This is a genomic window from Wolbachia endosymbiont (group B) of Xylocampa areola, assembly GCF_964028205.1.
GTDB lineage: Bacteria > Pseudomonadota > Alphaproteobacteria > Rickettsiales > Anaplasmataceae > Wolbachia.
This window is the reverse complement of the sequence record NZ_OZ034771.1, coordinates 526,668-541,950: the sequence shown is the minus strand read 5'-3', so window position 1 is coordinate 541,950 and position 15,283 is coordinate 526,668. Positions and strand designations below refer to the sequence as shown.

Sequence of the window (15,283 nt, the reverse complement as noted above, 5' to 3'; positions counted from 1 at the left end):
AAAGTATGGGTAGTACAGCTTATGATGACACTAATATCTTTGCTAAGATATTAAGAGGTGAGTTGTCTTATGAGGAAATACATAAAAATGAAAATGTGCTGGCTTTTCGTGATAAGTATCCTGATGCACCAGTTCATATTCTAGTTATACCAAAAGCTCAATACGTTTCATACGATGATTTTGTTCTGAAAGCTTCCGAAGAGGAAATAGTAAGTTTTTTTAAAACTGTTAGAGAAATAGCACATAAATATAACTTAGAAAAAACAGGATATAGATTAGTTACTAATCACGGTAAAGATGGAGAGCAAGTTATACCGCACTTTCACATACATATTTTAGGTGGTAAAAGATTAGGAAAGCATGTAAATTCATAGTGTTATATGTTTTTTAAATGAGTGAATATTTAACCATATTAATTTTTATCTGTGTATCAATTGTAGTATCCTTTACTTTAGGTGTATTACCTATGTTTCTTGCAGTCAGTAACCCAGATGGTGAAAAGCTTTCTACATATGAGTGTGGCTTTAATCCTTTATCAAGAGCCAGAAAAAGTTTCGACATAAAATTTTACTTAGTTGCAATATTGTTCATAATATTCGATTTAGAAATTGCTTTTCTTTTCCCTTGGGCCGTTTCTTTATCTAAAATAAGCTATTGCGGATTTTGGTCTATGATGATATTCCTTGCAATACTTACTATAGGCTTTCTTTATGAGTGGTGTAAAGGTGCGTTGGAATGGGAATAAATTTATCTAATGGCGACTGGAATCGTTACAAAAAAGAAGGTTTTCTTATCACTAAATTTGGCGATTTAATAGATTATATAATGAACTGGGCAAGGTCTGGTTCATTGTGGCCAATGACATTTGGTCTTGCATGTTGCGCAGTAGAGATGATGCACACTGCATCCAGTCGTTATGATCTTGATAGATATGGCATAATCTTTCGTGCAAGCCCAAGGCAAGCAGATGTTATGATTGTTGCTGGCACGTTAACTAATAAAATGGCAGCAGCATTGCGTAAAGTTTATGATCAAATGGCAGATCCCAAATACGTCGTCTCTATGGGAAGTTGTGCAAATGGCGGTGGCTATTATCATTATTCTTACTCAGTAGTCCGTGGTTGCGATAGAATTGTGCCAGTTGATGTGTATGTTCCTGGATGCCCTCCAACTGCTGAGGCGTTGCTATATGGAATGCTATGTCTACAAAATAAAATAAAACGAACTAAAAATATATAGCATGGATAAAACTGCAAAATACATACAAAAAAAGACTAAATGTGAATGTATTCAGAAAAATGATGGCACTATTGTAATATATTCAGCTTTGAATGACATTGAAAATCACTTACTCTTTCTACGTGATGATGAAAAGTGTAGGCTTGAATTATTAGTTGACGTTTTTGGAGTTGATTACCCAGATAGAGAAAAACGTTTCGAGCTAATATACAATTTGCTCAGCGTTGTACACAATATCAGAGTGCACATAAAGCTTCAGTTATGTGAAGGTGATATACCTCTAAGTGTAGCAAAGATATTTAACGCAGCTTCGTGGTTTGAGCGTGAAGTATTTGATATGTATGGAATAGAGTTTTCTGATCACCCAGATTTACGTAGGATTTTAACGGATTATGGATTCAAAGGTCATCCAATGTTAAAAGATTTTCCTCTCACTGGCTACGAGGAAGTAAGATACGATATAGAGGCAAAAAAGGTTGTATATAATCCTATAGACTTACCACAAGATTTTCGTATGTTTGACAGCTTATCCCCTTGGGAAGTTAGTAAAGCCACAAAAGTAAATATAAAGGAGTAGAAAATGACAGCACAAAGAAAAAAAATATCTTTGATTGGTGCAGGAAATATCGGTGGGACTCTTGCCCATATGATTGCACTAAGAGAGCTAGGAGATGTTATTTTGCTTGATGTAAGCGATGGAATACCACAAGGTAAAGCACTTGACATTACAGAATCATCTCCTATTGATCGATCTAATGTCAATATTACTGGTACAAATAGGTATGAAGATATAAAAAACTCTGACGCAATTATAATAACTGCTGGCATTGCCAGAAAACCTGGAATGAGCAGAGATGACCTTCTGCAAACTAATGCTGCAGTAATGAAAGAGGTTGGGGAAAATATTAAAAAACATTCTCCAAACGCATTTGTAATAGTGGTTACCAATCCTTTAGATGCTATGGTTTCAGTAGTATACAAATCTTCAAGCCTGCCAACTAATATGATTGTTGGTATGGCAGGAGTGCTTGACTCTGCTCGTTTTCGTTATTTTCTTGCAAGTGAGTTAAATATTTCTGTCGAAGATGTATCTGCTTTTGTGCTTGGAGGACATGGTGACACTATGGTACCACTAATCAATTATGCTTCAATTGCTGGCATTCCACTTACCCAAATCATTGAGATGGGTGTGATTACGCGAGGAAAAGTTGATGAAATAGTTGAGCGCACTCGTAATGGTGGAAAAGAAATAGTTGATCTACTTAAATCTGGATCTGCATACTATGCTCCTGCATCTTCAGCCATAAGCATGCTAGAATCATACTTAAAAGATAAAAGGCGTATATTACCATGCGCTGCTTATCTTAATGGTGAATATGGTGTGAAAGACTTATTCATTGGTGTTCCTACTATTATTGGCAAAAATGGAGTTGAGAAAGTTCTAGAAGTTAAAATGAACGATAGTGAACAAGAGATGTTTTATAAATCTGTAAGTGCAGTAAAAGAGCTCTGTCAGCTAAATTAATTGCCCTATAGAATTTCTTTGAGCTCAAGCTTCGAAAACAGTCTAAAAAAATTATTTGTAGTTATTTTTGCTACTTCTTCTAGCGATTCATTCCATAATTTCGCTAAACAATTCACAACGTATTTCACCATTGCTGGTTCATTTTTTTTTCCTCTGTAAGGCTCAGGTGACAGGTAAGGTGCATCAGTTTCAACTAAAACACGCTCACGTGGCACATTTTGTGCAATTTCTCTTAGTAAGTTCGCATTTTTAAAAGTAATAATTCCAGAAAATGAAATGTATAATCCCAAGTCCATAGCCTTATAAGCAAGCTCTTTAGAAGAAGCAAAGCAATGCATTACTCCACTAAAAGCGTCCTTCTTCATTTCTGAATTTAACATATCAATCATCTCACTATCAGCACTTCTAGTGTGAATAACTAAAGGTAATCCTGTTACTTTTGCCGCTTCTATGTGTGATGCAAAACTTTTTTTTTGATTGCTTTTGTTATCAGATTTATAAAAATCTAATCCGGTTTCACCGATACTAATTACCTTTTTGCCCTTAGTAAATTCAATCAATTCATCAGCATTTATACACTCACCTTTTTCCACAGTAGTATCAAGCGGATGTATACCAACGGAGCAGTAGACTTGATCATAGGATGAAGAGATTTTTAATAATTTAGGGATATCATTAATGCTTATACATATGTTATGCAAAATTCTCACACCATTTTGCTCTGCTCTTGAAATTACCTTTGGTATTTCATCATCAGAAAAATAAATTAGATGACAATGAGAATCAACTATCATAAATAGATCCTTTTATGATAGAAGAAAACTCTTCTATCACTTTTTTATAAACTTCTTTTTTGAACGGTATAGCACTGGCTACCAAATCATCCACATTTTGCCAACGCCACTCTTTGAACTCTGGATGATCAGTATAGTTAATATTAATATCCTTATCCTTCCCACAAAATTTCATTAAGAACCACCTTTGCTTTTGGCCAGAATATCTCCCATTCCAGCATATCGGTATAACTTCCTCGGGTAAGTTGTAATATATCCACTCTTTATTTTGAGCCACAACTTCTGCTTCATCAGTACCAACTTCCTCCAATAGCTCACGTAGCGCTGCCTGCTCTAGCTCTTCACCTTCATCAACTCCTCCTTGTGGCATCTGCCAATAAGAGTCACTATCAAAACGTTTTCCAATAAAAATATTTCCCTGTTTGTTAAATAACATTATGCCAACACAAGGGCGATACTCTTTCTCCTCACTAATCACAAATACTCTCTGTTGCTAAATTATCTATCATAGAAGTTCCAACTACTTTTTTACTATTCATTTTTTCAACAATTTTTTTTTGCAACTTCTTTTGCGCTTAAGTTTGAGCTATCAATTTCAAGTGAACCTTGAGGGACAAATAGTTTCTTTCCTTTAATTCTTCTCATAGCAAAATCTGAATCAGTAATTTTTCTCTCCTGCTCTCTTTCCTTTAATTGAACGCGCTTTACTAGTTCTCCACTATTACAATATAACACCACAGGGAGAATCTCCACGTTCATTTTTTTACTTAAATTCACCACTGAGTTGTATACTTTTTGATCATAGGAATCACCTTTTATCAATTCGTTTGTAAATATATAATGCTTTGATTCTATATGGTATTTTTCCAATATTGCTAACATATTCTCTCTAATCACAAAAATTTTTTCCCATATTTCACTTGTAACCTCAGCATTTCTGAAGTCAATCATATCAAATATAATATTATTAAACAGGTTATTGTCTACTATCACCCCATCAATAATATTACACAGCTCTTTTGCAATCGTAAGTTTGCCACTACCCGGAAATCCGATTAAGTAAATGATCATACCATCAGAAAACTATCATATATTACAAATATATGTATTATAAACGTTACACTAGAAACATATCAAAAATAGTTCATATTCAGAAATTTTGAGTGTATCATTACAGATAAATTATATAATTTAGAATAATGAATGGTGATACAGAATCAATAAAAAATACAATTGTAGATGTAATAGATCAAAACAAAGGTCAAGATATAGTTACTTTTGATGTACAGAATAAAACTGTCATTGCAAAATATATGATCATTGCATCCGGTGATTCGAGCCGCCATGTAAAAGCATTAGCTGAGCACGTGATGAAAAATCTCAAGCAATATGATAAAATAGATGTAGAAGGTATGGATGAAGGTAACTGGGTGATTGTGAATTTTCAAGGTATAATGGTTCACCTATTCAGGCCAGAAGTAAGAGAATATTATAAGATAGAAGAGTTATGGAATTGATTATCCAGGTAGCTGGTATACACTTTCAAATGTTGTAATTTTGAAGGCAACCCTTATGAAGTTGGTGGTGTCATTCCAGTGCTTGACGCTGGAATCTAGAAAACTTAATCATAAACGAGCACACTATACAACATTTTTGATGAAATTTCATAATAAACTGGATTCCAGCGTCAAGCACTGGAATGACACCATCGTTAACAACACCGTTTACACACAAAATAACATATTATGAAACATAAATCCGAGTTTTTAAACTTCATTCAAGAAAGAGGATACCTATATCAATGTACAAACATTGATAGGTTAGACCAGCTATTATCACAAGATAATTATATAATTGCATACATTGGGTTTGATTGTACGGCACCAAGTTTGCATATTGGCAGTCTCATTCAAATCATGATGCTCCGTCACCTACAAAAATTCGGTTATAAGCCAATAGTTCTACTTGGAGGTGGCACAACAAAAATTGGTGACCCATCTGGTAAAGACAAAGCAAGAAGCGTCTTGCCGATAGAAGATATCAATCAAAATATACTTGGTATAAAGAAAACCCTCGAGAAGATGATATCTTTCGATTATGGAAAAACTGGTGCAATCATAGTAAACAACGCAGATTGGTTAGATAACATAAAATATATAGACTTTTTGCGTGATATAGGGACACATTTTTCTGTAAATCGCATGTTAGGCTTTGATAGTGTGAAAATTAGGCTAGATAGGGAGCAAAATCTAAGCTTTCTCGAGTTTAATTACATGTTGTTACAAGCCTATGATTTTGTCGAGTTGAATAAAAAGTATGGCTGTCGTTTCCAGATTGGAGGGTCAGACCAATGGGGAAATATAGTAAACGGAATTGAACTTAGCAAAAAGTTAAATTTACCTGAGCTGTTTGGTCTTACCACACCTCTTTTATTAAACGCACAAGGAAAAAAGATGGGCAAAACTGAAAGTGGGGCAGTATGGCTTGATGGCAGCATGCTAAATTCTTATGATTACTGGCAATATTTTCGCAATGTTGATGATCAAGATGTTGGTCGTTTTTTGAGGCTTTTCACTGATTTACCAATTGATGAAATTAAAAAACTAGAGTCCTTGAAGGATCAAGAAACAAACGAAGCAAAAAAGGTTTTGGCAACAGAAGTGACGAAAATATGTCACGGTTGCAAAGAAGCCGAACTTGCACGATCTGCTGCAATCTCTGCTTTTGAAAATGAAGACAGTTCATTGCTTTCTGGTTACACTATTACAAAAGAACAAATTGCAAATGGTATACCCTTGATAGACCTGCTGTATGACACCGGTTTTGAACCTTCAAAAGGTGCAGCAAAGCGTTTAATACAAGGCAATGGATGCAAAGTTAATGATAATACTATAAACGATGTTAACTATACAATAAACTCTGAAAGCTTTAAAGGTCAGCCATTTATAAAATTATCTGCAGGAAAGAAACGACATATTAAAATTTTAGTGAGTGAAGTAAGAAAGTAAATTTGTCTCTGTTCAGCAGAATAGCAAAATAAGGTAGCCAAGAAAAGACAATTATAGGAACAAATGGATATCATTAAAGCAGCTGACACTGTGGCAGAATCGCTAGGCAACCCTACTATCGCTAGCAGTTTCTTGCTGTCGATTTGCTGAGATTGGTTTATCAACTTGAGTGTCAGGCTTTGACAATTTATATATAGCATTGCCAACTATTAATGCTGTTGCTGTAATTGCAACTACTGCTATAACTATAGGTATTAACTCAGCTGTAATTGCTCCGGCTGTAAAAAGTGCTATAGATATAGCAGTACCTAATAATGCAGTTACTCCACCGGCAATCCACCCTTTCTTAATTGCTGGACAATTAAGATAGTATAAAGGAGTCTCTCCCCACATATCTACTGCATTAACATTGACACCTCTTTCTACAAGAGCATCTATTATGGCCATACTGCGAAATAAAGCAGCATAGTGTAAAGGAGTCCTTCTCCATATATTTATTGCATTAACATCTGCACCTTTTTCTATGAGAGCGTTTGCTATGTTTATACTATCAAGATAAGTAGTATTATGTAAAGGAGTATCTCCTTTTACATCTTTTTCATTAACATTTGCCCTTTTTTCCATGAGAGCCTTCGCTATATTTTCTAGGTTAAAGGAAGCCACCAAGTGCAAAAGAGTCGCTTTTTCACCATCTTTAAACACATAATTTATATCAAAGCCAGACTTTTCCCACTCTTCATATTCCTTTGAATATCTTTTCAGCTCATTTTGTATTTTTTCAATTACGTTATCTTTGCTTAAATCTTTGTCAACATTAACTAAACTCAATAATTCGTGCCAATTTGAAATTTCCATTGCTATAACCTTACCTTTAATTTTCAATAATGTATTTAATTATATGATAAGAAGTCAATTTAAATAAATTACACATACATGGAACTTATCAGATAAATATATAATATGAACTAGATTCCAGCGGGCTTTGTTGCATCACTATCTATGAAAGGCTAACTATACAAGCAGCTTATTGAAAATCTTATTTTTTGCAATCTATCTGATTAAATTTAAGAATAGTAATTTATTGTTTGTACTAGTAAATTTAATTCTACTTAAAATAGCTAAAGCATTGAAATTCTTGAATTCTAGCTAGATTAGTGAATGATAGTAAAACTTCTTTTACTTAAATTTAGATATTTACTGATTGTCCTTACTATAAATGCTAGAATAATAAGCTACTGATATTCTACATTTTATCTTTTATTCATCGTAGATAGCGATGCAACAAAGCCCAATAGCGTCAACTTAAGAAAAGATGTTAAGGAATAAAATACTGTAAAAAATAGGACCTTTGGTTTCTATTTTATTTCAATAAAGAAGATATCAGTAAAGCTTATCTATTAAGTGTCACATAGAGGAGTGCTATAAACGACTCAAAGTAGAAGCAGAATTAGAGAATTTTTCTGGGATAAATTTAGAAACAAGAATTTTGTGCAAACTTGGTCATGTGCAATACTTCATATGTGTAATGCACAAGAGCCTTGGAACCCAGATCAAATTGCTGAGTATCGTTTAAATTTTTCAGTTTTATTTGGTGTAATGAGACAGAAACTTTATCAGGTGCTTATTAGCACCAAAAAACTTTCAAGCCCTTTTTAAAATACGCACTAAAGTTAACTTGAAGATTGTATAGCCGCAATAAAGTAGATAAGCCTAAACGCCATAATGTCTTTAGGAGAGCTTGCTAATTCATTCTCTTAAGTTAACGCCATTGCCTGAACAGATACATAAAAAAGTAGTACTTGCAAGAAAGAGTTACTTAAGAAATTAATTAACTTTGCTATTTTCTCTAACATACCTAGAAGAAATAGATACATTATCTAATGCAGTCCTAATACTAGCATTGTTCTCATTAACAACTACAGCTAGCTCACAAGCATTCAAAGTATATCTACCATATGGAAACAGTACAGTACTTACTTCAGTAAATGCATCTTGTAGCATGCTACTATTTTTAGCTCGTATTAAAGTAGAATTGACACATTCATTATTACCTTTATATATAGCAAAGGCAAATGGTTTAATGACATACGTCACGCCTGGAAACTGCACAATATCTTTAGAAGTAAGGATATTTCGTAGTGTATCACTGTTTTGAACTCGTATTAAAATAGAATTGATACATTCGTTATTGCCTTTATATATAGCAAAGTTAAGTGGCGTTAAAGTACACGCTATAATACTTAAATACTGTACAATATTTCTAGAAGAAAGAATATCTTGTAATATACCATTTTCTTGGGCTGTTGTTAAAATAACATTAATATACCTTCCCTTATTATGATGTATGGCAAAGCCAAGCGATGTTAAGGTGTACATCAAACCATTTTGATAGTTTATAATATTTGGAGCAGTAAGAATATCTTGTAGTATACCATTGTTTTGAGCTTGTTCTAAATAGAATTAACACATTCATTATTGTCTCTATGTATAGCTAGGCTAAGTAGTGTTAAAGTGCGTTCCCCACCTCTTGGAAATTGTGTAGTATATCAAGTGATAAGAACTTTAGTAAATCATTTCCTGAAACTGCTTCCAAGATATCGCTGATGCTCCTTCCATTCCATATAGATCTTTTTAGCTAAAAATACAAATCTTTTTGTTTTCGTGTTAAATTTTGATGATTTAGCATATTCTTGTAACCTCGTTTTAAAGTCAGTGCAGTTTAATTATTCTATGTTAGTATACACCAATAGAAAAAATTTCATCATATGTTCTGGAAAAATTTTACACAGGTTAATGAGGAAATCGTAAGAGAGAGCCTAAAAAAGGTTATAGAGAAGAAAAGTGGTAAGAATGTTGGTGTAGTATCCTCAATTGTTATTAAGGGTAAAGATGTTGCTTTTGCTCTTGAAGTTACTGAGCCAAATGAAGAATTAAGAAAAAATTGTGAGCAAGCTGTTAAGGCGATACCGGGAGTAGAAAAGGTTACTGTAGTTGCTACTGGTCAAAAACAAGCTAGGCAACAAAAAGCTAAACTTCATATCGAAGGAGTGAAAAATATAATTGTCGTTGCTTCTGGTAAAGGAGGTGTGGGTAAGTCGACAGTTGCACTAAATCTAGCTCTTTCGTTAGCAGAATTAAAACATAAAGTTGCGCTAGTTGATGCAGATATATATGGTCCTTCGATTCCTAAAATGTTGGGCACTGAGAAATTAAAACCAGAAATACAGAGTGGTAAAGCAATGCCTATAGAGAAACATGGTCTCTATACTATTTCAATTGGCTATTTTATTGATAAGGACCGCGCAGTAATATGGCGTGGACCTATGATCACAAAAGCACTTTACAATTTGCTAATGGGAACAAGGTGGTCTGATATAGAATATTTAATCATTGATACACCGCCTGGCACTGGCGATGTACATTTAAGTCTGATGGAGAATTTTAGTTTAACTGGAGCAATAATAGTTTCAACTCCACAGGAGCTTGCTTTAATCGATGCACAAAAAATTTATGATATGTTCACAAAGCTCAGCGTGCCAATTATCGGCATTGTGGAAAATATGAGCTATTTTGTTCAAGATAATTCAAAAATACACATATTTGGAAAAGGTGGTGCAAAAAAAATGTCTGAAGAGCTGGGAGTCAAACTCTTGAGCAGAGTTCCTCTAGATCCGCAAATATGTAGTGCTTCTGATTGTGGAAATCCTTCAATACTAAGTGAGGATTTAGTAAGGATTTATGAAGGCATTGCTAAAGATGTTAGGTCTTTTGTATGCAGTCTATAAAGTTTTTTTAAACTACTTTTAAAATAGGTAGAATGTAATTTTAGGTGAATAAAATATTTCAAATGGCAGCAGCTACCTCGTATCTGAACAGACAATAGACTTCTTGGATAACTTAAGAAACAAGTAGTAGAAGCAATATTAGGGAAGGTATAAATTTTGAGCAGGTAAGTAAACTTGATGAAGAGAAGCTTCGAAGACTAAGAGGAGTAAAAAGAAAAACATTGGAAAAATAATAGAAATTTTAATAGAGGAAGAGGCCAAGAAAAAGGCAAGAGGAGGAAAACCAAATATATTTATTAATAGCACTCGAATATTTGTGTAAATACCGTACATATTTCCATATAGTGCAAAGCTATGGAATAAGTGAAAGTTCTTGCTAACGGCTGAATAGAAGATGCATTGATAAAACATCCAGATTTCAGAAAGATAAAGAGCTATTAAAGTTAAATAGGAGTATGCAAAAGTTTTATAAAAAGGGAATGTTCAACTCCCCCATAGAAGATCAAAAAATATCCTTAGGTTATCCAAGAAGTCTATTGTTGGTAAACATAAAAGGCTATTTGCCTTTTTATCTAGTTTATGCAGGAGGTCTATATTTATTGTTGAGTGTGATTTTAGGCATTTCTGCTAAAACGCAACTTTTAAATCGCCAAAATTTCTCCTTGCCTTTACTAATTCCGATTCTTGGAGTGCACACATAATCTGGTTTGAGGTGATATTCATAGAGACAAAATTCATGACTTATAGTAAGGTCTTGTTTATTATGTTCTTTTGTAATGTTTAATTTTTTGCACAGTATGCCTGGCCCGCCTAAATTTGCTTCAAGCGGTTCAGTGAGCTTTAATCCTCGTATTAACACTGCTGCTGGGAATCCTTCTGCTTCTGTTACAATATTTAGACAATAGTACATTCCATATATAAAATATACGTACGAAAACCCTGGCGTACCAAACATTACTGAGGTTCGATTAGTATAGCCTCTTGCTGCATGACAAGCTGGATCATCCATTCCTATATACGCTTCAACTTCAGTTATTATTCCACTAAAATTAGAAAATTTCAGCATCTTCCCTAGCAGCTCCCCAGCTACGGTTAAAGTTGGCCGTTCATAGAAATTTCTTGGTAATATTGTGTTATTCATCATAGAAGTACAAGTTACTTACATTTGCAAGCAACTCATACTATTTTCGCTTTTCCTTATTTAGATAAGAGGATACCTACATCTCTGAGAAGTAGAAGTTGGTGTTGTTGTCACATTTGTTACATCTGTTGAAGGCTGCTGTAAAACCTTGACTGATTCAGAGCTCTTTTGTTGCAATTGCGGTACTAACGCTTCATATAAAGATTTTGGTTCACGTCTCTTACCTATTTTGACTTCTTTATTTGCACGCAACTGCTCTGCAGTAACACCGTTGCCTTCAAGGAGAGTTACACCATTATTACCATCAATGTTAACTTTAATTTTGCATTCTCTTCCATCAACATACCACTTTAAAGTCATTTCATATAACCCACTAATTATTTCATAAACTCTTTCCTCATTATCACTATCATTATTAATATAGCAACATGCCCCTCTCTTTTTTTCTTGATTAGGATGACAAAATGTAATTGTTCTTACACCATACTCTTTACATATACTACCGCCTAGAAGTTTAGCTATATCTACTCCTTCTTTATTGGCATGTAGCACAACTCTTACGGTAGGATAAACAATATTACCTTCCCTTTTGCCTTCTTTTATCATTATGGACTCTATGGTATATACCTTCGATATCTCTGCCTTAATTTGGTCAGCAATCTTGCCTACAATCTCTTTACCATGATAGTGAGATTCTCCTTTCTTCGGAGAAAAAGGTTCTTTGTTCGTAATATTAGTGTCAGAATCATTCTGTAACTCAAAGAATTTATCCCATTCTTCATCACTGTCTAATTTGATATATCCACGCTTGTTCTTGCCTGATACTGCATTCTGAATACTAGACGATCCTTCTGTTACAGTTGTACCAGAGCTATTGCCTTTACCTTTTAGAAGAACAAGATGCTCTTCTGACCTTTCTTCCTTACTCAACTTTGAAGCTGCATCACCAAAAGAAGGTTTCTCTACTATATGCATGTAAGAACTTTTAACTCTACTCTCATTATCAGGTACTGTAGTAGCCCACAAAAGCTTTTTAATATAATCTAACATATGCTACCTCTTACCATTAACTAAATATCAGTATGTAAACTTTGCTATAGCTAATCAATAACTAAATTTACTCCAAATAAAATGAGCTGATAAAAAGGTATAAATTGAGATTAGGTAAAGCTTTTGGTATAATATCTAGTTAATTTTGAATAGGCAGGTGATCTCATCTACAAAGACGTTTTTTATCTCATTTATTTTTGGGTTTATTCTCTTTCCCTATTTTATAAAACTTCTAAAAAAGATAAGTAAAGATGGACAACCAATCAGATCATATGGACCAGAAAGTCATTTAATAACAAAAAAGAATATACCACCTATGGGTGGAATAATAATACTAACTTCTGCTTTATTACCAATCCTGCTTTGGACTCAATTAACACCAGAAATTTCATTGCTGGTATTTATAACTCTATTTTTTGCTCTACTTGGATTTATTGATGACTATTTAAAATTGAAGACAAATCACCACCGAGGTTTAAGTGCAAAAACCAAAATACTTATTCAGTTTGTCGTTACTCTGGTCTGTATGTTTATACTTAAGCTACAATCTGCTGAAGGTTTTACAAAAATTTCTCTATTTAGAGAAGTAGCAATCGACCTTGGCTATCTATATCTTCCGTTTGCTGCATTTGTTATTGTTGGCTCTTCTAATGCTGTGAATCTTACAGATGGCCTAGATGGCCTTGCTGCAACTCAAGCCATTACTTCCTTTGCTTTTTTGGGGCTAATTGCATACATAACTCAGGCAGATGTAAACATTACTTTATTCTGCATTGCATTTATAGGAGCTATTTTAAGTTTCTTGTGGTTTAACACACATCCAGCAAAAATATTTATGGGTGATGTTGGAAGCCTATCAATCGGTGCAGCTTTAGGACTCACTAGTGTTCTAATTAAAAAAGAAATGCTTTTTGCCGTTATTGGAATAATCTTTGTAATAGAGACTTTATCTGTGATTATTCAGGTATCATATTTTAAATATACAAAATTTAGATATGGAGCAGGAAGAAGAATTTTCCTTATGACACCAATACATCATCACTTTGAAAAGAAAGGGTGGTCAGAAAATACAATAGTTATAAAATTTTGGATAATTTCTATCGTTTGTTCGATTTTTGCTTTAACTTTCTTATTATAGGAACTATGAAATATCCAGATTTCACATTAGAAAATACATTATCAGGAATTATAGCAGGAGTAGATGAAGTTGGAAGAGGTCCGCTTGCCGGTCCAGTGATATCTGCAGCTGTAATATTTACTGATAGAGATACGGTTATTGATGGAATAAACGACTCAAAAAAGCTAACCCCTAAGTGTAGGCAAGTTCTATACGAAAAAATAACGTCTGTTGCAAAATTTGGTATAGGAATGGCAAGCGTAGAAGAAATAAACTCATACAATATTTTGCAAGCAACAAAGCTTTCAATGAAACGTGCGTTGGCAAACTTGAATCTAGAACTAGATTATGTGCTAGTTGATGGTAATCAACCACCTGAAGTAAAATGGCAAGTAAAATCTATAGTGAATGGTGATAGTTTAAGTATATCAATTGCAGCCGCTTCAATCGTTGCAAAAGTTACAAGAGATCGGCTTATGGAAGAATTGCATAATAAACATCCTCAATATAATTGGTATAAAAATAAAGGATATGGAACAAAAGAACACCTCAGCGCTATTGGCCTTCATGGAATTACGAAGCACCATAGAAAGAATTTTGCACCTATAAGAATACTATAGCCTTTAATCACTTACCTTTTTTGAAAGGTATGTTTTCATTAAACAGGCAGACTGTACTTGATCCGTTTCTTAAGGTAAATACCGAGCTTACTCTTTCAATTATCAGGTAGTCATCAACTGTACGAAAATTTATCAAGGATTCATATCCTGCAGAATCAACCATAAAAACTGCCGGGAAATCAGAGTTTATTTTATTAAATTGTAGATATGTAAATTTTCCGTCATCAAAAACCTTAATTGGTATTATTGATTGACTGCCTTTAACGTGCGAGATGGAATAGTTAAAATTCAAGCCTTTCTTTATAACCTCAATATCACTTATATCAGGGATAGTGGTATGACTAGCTTGCTCTAGAATATCACCGTTACTCGTTGAATAAATTTCATCACTGTTGAACAGTGGATAAAGAAACCTTACTTCATATGCTAACCTTGGATCATCTAGCCCGTTTGCTTCTTCAGCATGAAATTCGAAATAATAAACTCTTTTATTGGTAATTATAGTTGCATTAGTATCGGCAATATCATCTATAGGCTTAATAAATAATCTATTACCTTGAGGAAGGAGTTGCCAACCGGTTGCATCACCCATTGAAAGACTCTCTATTACCTCCCCTGGCTCAAACAATATGCTGGATTGATAACCATAAAAGCCAGTGTACTTATGTATAGCCTGTGGATTATAATTCATTACCTTTATGTGGTTATCACCAGCTATTGGTCTTGGTTCCTGTTTTGCAAGTGCATAACCACCACAAAAAAATAATAGTGCAACAAAGAGTACCCTAATCATAGTATCAAAATAAACTGATCTTCATTTTATCATTGATAGACATGCACTGCAACTGTTAAGCTATCCCAGTAGTAAGCGACAGAAAATGCAAGCTTCATAATAATTCATTACTGCAGGAAAAAGGGGAGTGTTAAATAAACTACAGATTTTATGTCTAGGTTACTCCACAAAATTTTTCCTTTCCTTATCCAAGATTCAAATTTATAGTATC

18 protein-coding genes and 2 pseudogenes are annotated in these 15,283 nt (G+C 33.8%); 12 read left to right on the top strand and 8 right to left on the bottom strand.

The genetic code is table 11. From position 1 onward, the window contains the following. Positions 1-5 precede the first annotated feature (5 nt). Genes ABWU35_RS02630 through mdh form a run of 5 tightly spaced genes read left to right on the top strand, consistent with a single transcriptional unit; the run spans position 6 to position 2,764 of the window. Positions 6-374, top strand: a complete 369-nt coding sequence (locus ABWU35_RS02630) for an HIT domain-containing protein (RefSeq protein WP_006014413.1) — start codon at positions 6-8, stop codon at positions 372-374. A gap of 17 nt (positions 375-391) precedes the next feature. Beyond that, the gene (locus tag ABWU35_RS02625; RefSeq protein ID WP_012481929.1) at positions 392-745 is read left to right on the top strand and encodes an NADH-quinone oxidoreductase subunit A; all 354 of its coding nucleotides are present in this window, start codon (positions 392-394) and stop codon (positions 743-745) included. Further along, positions 736-1,239, top strand: a complete 504-nt coding sequence (locus ABWU35_RS02620) for a NuoB/complex I 20 kDa subunit family protein (RefSeq protein WP_007302257.1) — start codon at positions 736-738, stop codon at positions 1,237-1,239. Before ABWU35_RS02625 ends, ABWU35_RS02620 begins: the two co-directional genes overlap by 10 nt. A gap of 1 nt (position 1,240) precedes the next feature. After that, positions 1,241-1,816, top strand: a complete 576-nt coding sequence (locus tag ABWU35_RS02615) for an NADH-quinone oxidoreductase subunit C (protein WP_007302258.1) — start codon at positions 1,241-1,243, stop codon at positions 1,814-1,816. Positions 1,817-1,819: 3 nt separating this feature from the next. Continuing rightward, positions 1,820-2,764 (top strand): malate dehydrogenase, encoded by a 945-nt coding sequence (gene mdh / locus ABWU35_RS02610; protein ID WP_007302259.1) that lies wholly within the window; start codon positions 1,820-1,822, stop codon positions 2,762-2,764. A gap of 5 nt (positions 2,765-2,769) precedes the next feature. Here the strand turns inward: mdh and ABWU35_RS02605 are convergent, their stop codons facing one another. The 3 genes from ABWU35_RS02605 to ABWU35_RS02595 all read right to left on the bottom strand — a co-directional run bounded on the left by ABWU35_RS02605 (position 2,770) and on the right by ABWU35_RS02595 (position 4,629). After that, positions 2,770-3,558, bottom strand: a complete 789-nt coding sequence (locus ABWU35_RS02605) for a TatD family hydrolase (protein WP_264685517.1) — start codon at positions 3,556-3,558, stop codon at positions 2,770-2,772. Beyond that, positions 3,548-4,036, bottom strand: coding sequence for an RNA pyrophosphohydrolase (locus ABWU35_RS02600; protein ID WP_007302261.1), 489 nt, complete (start codon positions 4,034-4,036; stop codon positions 3,548-3,550). Before ABWU35_RS02600 ends, ABWU35_RS02605 begins: the two co-directional genes overlap by 11 nt. A gap of 65 nt (positions 4,037-4,101) precedes the next feature. Then, entirely contained in the window at positions 4,102-4,629 is a 528-nt protein-coding gene (locus ABWU35_RS02595; protein ID WP_007302262.1) for an AAA family ATPase, read from the bottom strand. Between the two features lie 128 nt (positions 4,630-4,757). Between ABWU35_RS02595 and rsfS the strand changes: the two genes are divergently transcribed. Together rsfS and tyrS are read left to right on the top strand one after the other, a co-directional pair. Then, entirely contained in the window at positions 4,758-5,075 is a 318-nt protein-coding gene (rsfS, locus tag ABWU35_RS02590) for a ribosome silencing factor (RefSeq protein WP_007302263.1), read from the top strand. 228 nt (positions 5,076-5,303) lie between these two features. Beyond that, on the top strand, positions 5,304-6,566 hold the full coding sequence (tyrS, locus tag ABWU35_RS02585; protein ID WP_012481931.1) for a tyrosine--tRNA ligase: 1,263 nt from the start codon (positions 5,304-5,306) through the stop codon (positions 6,564-6,566). A gap of 102 nt (positions 6,567-6,668) precedes the next feature. Here tyrS and ABWU35_RS02580 read toward each other — a convergent pair whose 3' ends face one another. Next, on the bottom strand, positions 6,669-7,421 hold the full coding sequence (locus tag ABWU35_RS02580) for an ankyrin repeat domain-containing protein (protein ID WP_007302265.1): 753 nt from the start codon (positions 7,419-7,421) through the stop codon (positions 6,669-6,671). A gap of 509 nt (positions 7,422-7,930) precedes the next feature. Between ABWU35_RS02580 and ABWU35_RS02575 the strand changes: the two are divergent. Then, positions 7,931-8,311: pseudogene (locus ABWU35_RS02575) on the top strand (IS4 family transposase); the annotation flags it as partial. A 79-nt stretch (positions 8,312-8,390) separates the two neighbouring features. Here the strand turns inward: ABWU35_RS02575 and ABWU35_RS02570 are convergent. Next, a complete protein-coding gene (locus ABWU35_RS02570) occupies positions 8,391-8,942 on the bottom strand; it encodes a hypothetical protein (RefSeq protein WP_007302267.1) in 552 nt (183 codons plus the stop codon). 389 nt (positions 8,943-9,331) lie between these two features. Here ABWU35_RS02570 and ABWU35_RS02565 point away from each other — a divergent pair, with 389 nt between their 5' ends. After that, complete coding sequence (locus tag ABWU35_RS02565; RefSeq protein ID WP_007302268.1) at positions 9,332-10,351, top strand: Mrp/NBP35 family ATP-binding protein; 1,020 nt, start codon at positions 9,332-9,334, stop codon at positions 10,349-10,351. Positions 10,352-10,500: 149 nt separating this feature from the next. Beyond that, positions 10,501-10,728 (top strand): annotated as a pseudogene (locus ABWU35_RS02560) (IS5/IS1182 family transposase); the annotation flags it as partial. A 200-nt stretch (positions 10,729-10,928) separates the two neighbouring features. Here the strand turns inward: ABWU35_RS02560 and ABWU35_RS02555 are convergent. Together ABWU35_RS02555 and ABWU35_RS02550 are read right to left on the bottom strand one after the other, a co-directional pair. Continuing rightward, positions 10,929-11,492: a DNA-3-methyladenine glycosylase gene (locus ABWU35_RS02555; protein WP_214303133.1), complete on the bottom strand. Its 564-nt coding sequence runs from the start codon at positions 11,490-11,492 to the stop codon at positions 10,929-10,931. 60 nt (positions 11,493-11,552) lie between these two features. Beyond that, on the bottom strand, positions 11,553-12,542 hold the full coding sequence (locus ABWU35_RS02550) for a hypothetical protein (RefSeq protein ID WP_264685518.1): 990 nt from the start codon (positions 12,540-12,542) through the stop codon (positions 11,553-11,555). Positions 12,543-12,699: 157 nt separating this feature from the next. Here ABWU35_RS02550 and mraY point away from each other — a divergent pair, with 157 nt between their 5' ends. Both mraY and ABWU35_RS02540 read left to right on the top strand, forming a co-directional pair. Then, complete coding sequence (mraY, locus tag ABWU35_RS02545) at positions 12,700-13,680, top strand: phospho-N-acetylmuramoyl-pentapeptide-transferase (RefSeq protein ID WP_264685519.1); 981 nt, start codon at positions 12,700-12,702, stop codon at positions 13,678-13,680. A 5-nt stretch (positions 13,681-13,685) separates the two neighbouring features. Then, positions 13,686-14,279, top strand: coding sequence for a ribonuclease HII (locus ABWU35_RS02540; RefSeq protein ID WP_264685520.1), 594 nt, complete (start codon positions 13,686-13,688; stop codon positions 14,277-14,279). Between the two features lie 7 nt (positions 14,280-14,286). Here the strand turns inward: ABWU35_RS02540 and virB9 are convergent, their stop codons facing one another. Further along, positions 14,287-15,072, bottom strand: a complete 786-nt coding sequence (virB9, locus tag ABWU35_RS02535; protein ID WP_007302273.1) for a P-type conjugative transfer protein VirB9 — start codon at positions 15,070-15,072, stop codon at positions 14,287-14,289. Between the last annotated feature and the right edge of the window lie 211 nt (positions 15,073-15,283).

Coding starts and splice junctions, on each gene's coding strand:
- ABWU35_RS02630 (WP_006014413.1), top strand. CDS start 6: ATGGGTAGTACAGCTTATGATGACACTAATATCTTTGCTAAGATATTA.
- ABWU35_RS02625 (WP_012481929.1), top strand. CDS start 392: ATGAGTGAATATTTAACCATATTAATTTTTATCTGTGTATCAATTGTA.
- ABWU35_RS02620 (WP_007302257.1), top strand. CDS start 736: ATGGGAATAAATTTATCTAATGGCGACTGGAATCGTTACAAAAAAGAA.
- ABWU35_RS02615 (WP_007302258.1), top strand. CDS start 1,241: ATGGATAAAACTGCAAAATACATACAAAAAAAGACTAAATGTGAATGT.
- mdh (WP_007302259.1), top strand. CDS start 1,820: ATGACAGCACAAAGAAAAAAAATATCTTTGATTGGTGCAGGAAATATC.
- ABWU35_RS02605 (WP_264685517.1), bottom strand. CDS start 3,558: ATGATAGTTGATTCTCATTGTCATCTAATTTATTTTTCTGATGATGAA.
- ABWU35_RS02595 (WP_007302262.1), bottom strand. CDS start 4,629: ATGATCATTTACTTAATCGGATTTCCGGGTAGTGGCAAACTTACGATT.
- rsfS (WP_007302263.1), top strand. CDS start 4,758: ATGAATGGTGATACAGAATCAATAAAAAATACAATTGTAGATGTAATA.
- tyrS (WP_012481931.1), top strand. CDS start 5,304: ATGAAACATAAATCCGAGTTTTTAAACTTCATTCAAGAAAGAGGATAC.
- ABWU35_RS02580 (WP_007302265.1), bottom strand. CDS start 7,421: ATGGAAATTTCAAATTGGCACGAATTATTGAGTTTAGTTAATGTTGAC.
- ABWU35_RS02570 (WP_007302267.1), bottom strand. CDS start 8,942: ATGTACACCTTAACATCGCTTGGCTTTGCCATACATCATAATAAGGGA.
- ABWU35_RS02565 (WP_007302268.1), top strand. CDS start 9,332: ATGTTCTGGAAAAATTTTACACAGGTTAATGAGGAAATCGTAAGAGAG.
- ABWU35_RS02555 (WP_214303133.1), bottom strand. CDS start 11,492: ATGAATAACACAATATTACCAAGAAATTTCTATGAACGGCCAACTTTA.
- ABWU35_RS02550 (WP_264685518.1), bottom strand. CDS start 12,542: ATGTTAGATTATATTAAAAAGCTTTTGTGGGCTACTACAGTACCTGAT.
- ABWU35_RS02540 (WP_264685520.1), top strand. CDS start 13,686: ATGAAATATCCAGATTTCACATTAGAAAATACATTATCAGGAATTATA.
- virB9 (WP_007302273.1), bottom strand. CDS start 15,072: ATGATTAGGGTACTCTTTGTTGCACTATTATTTTTTTGTGGTGGTTAT.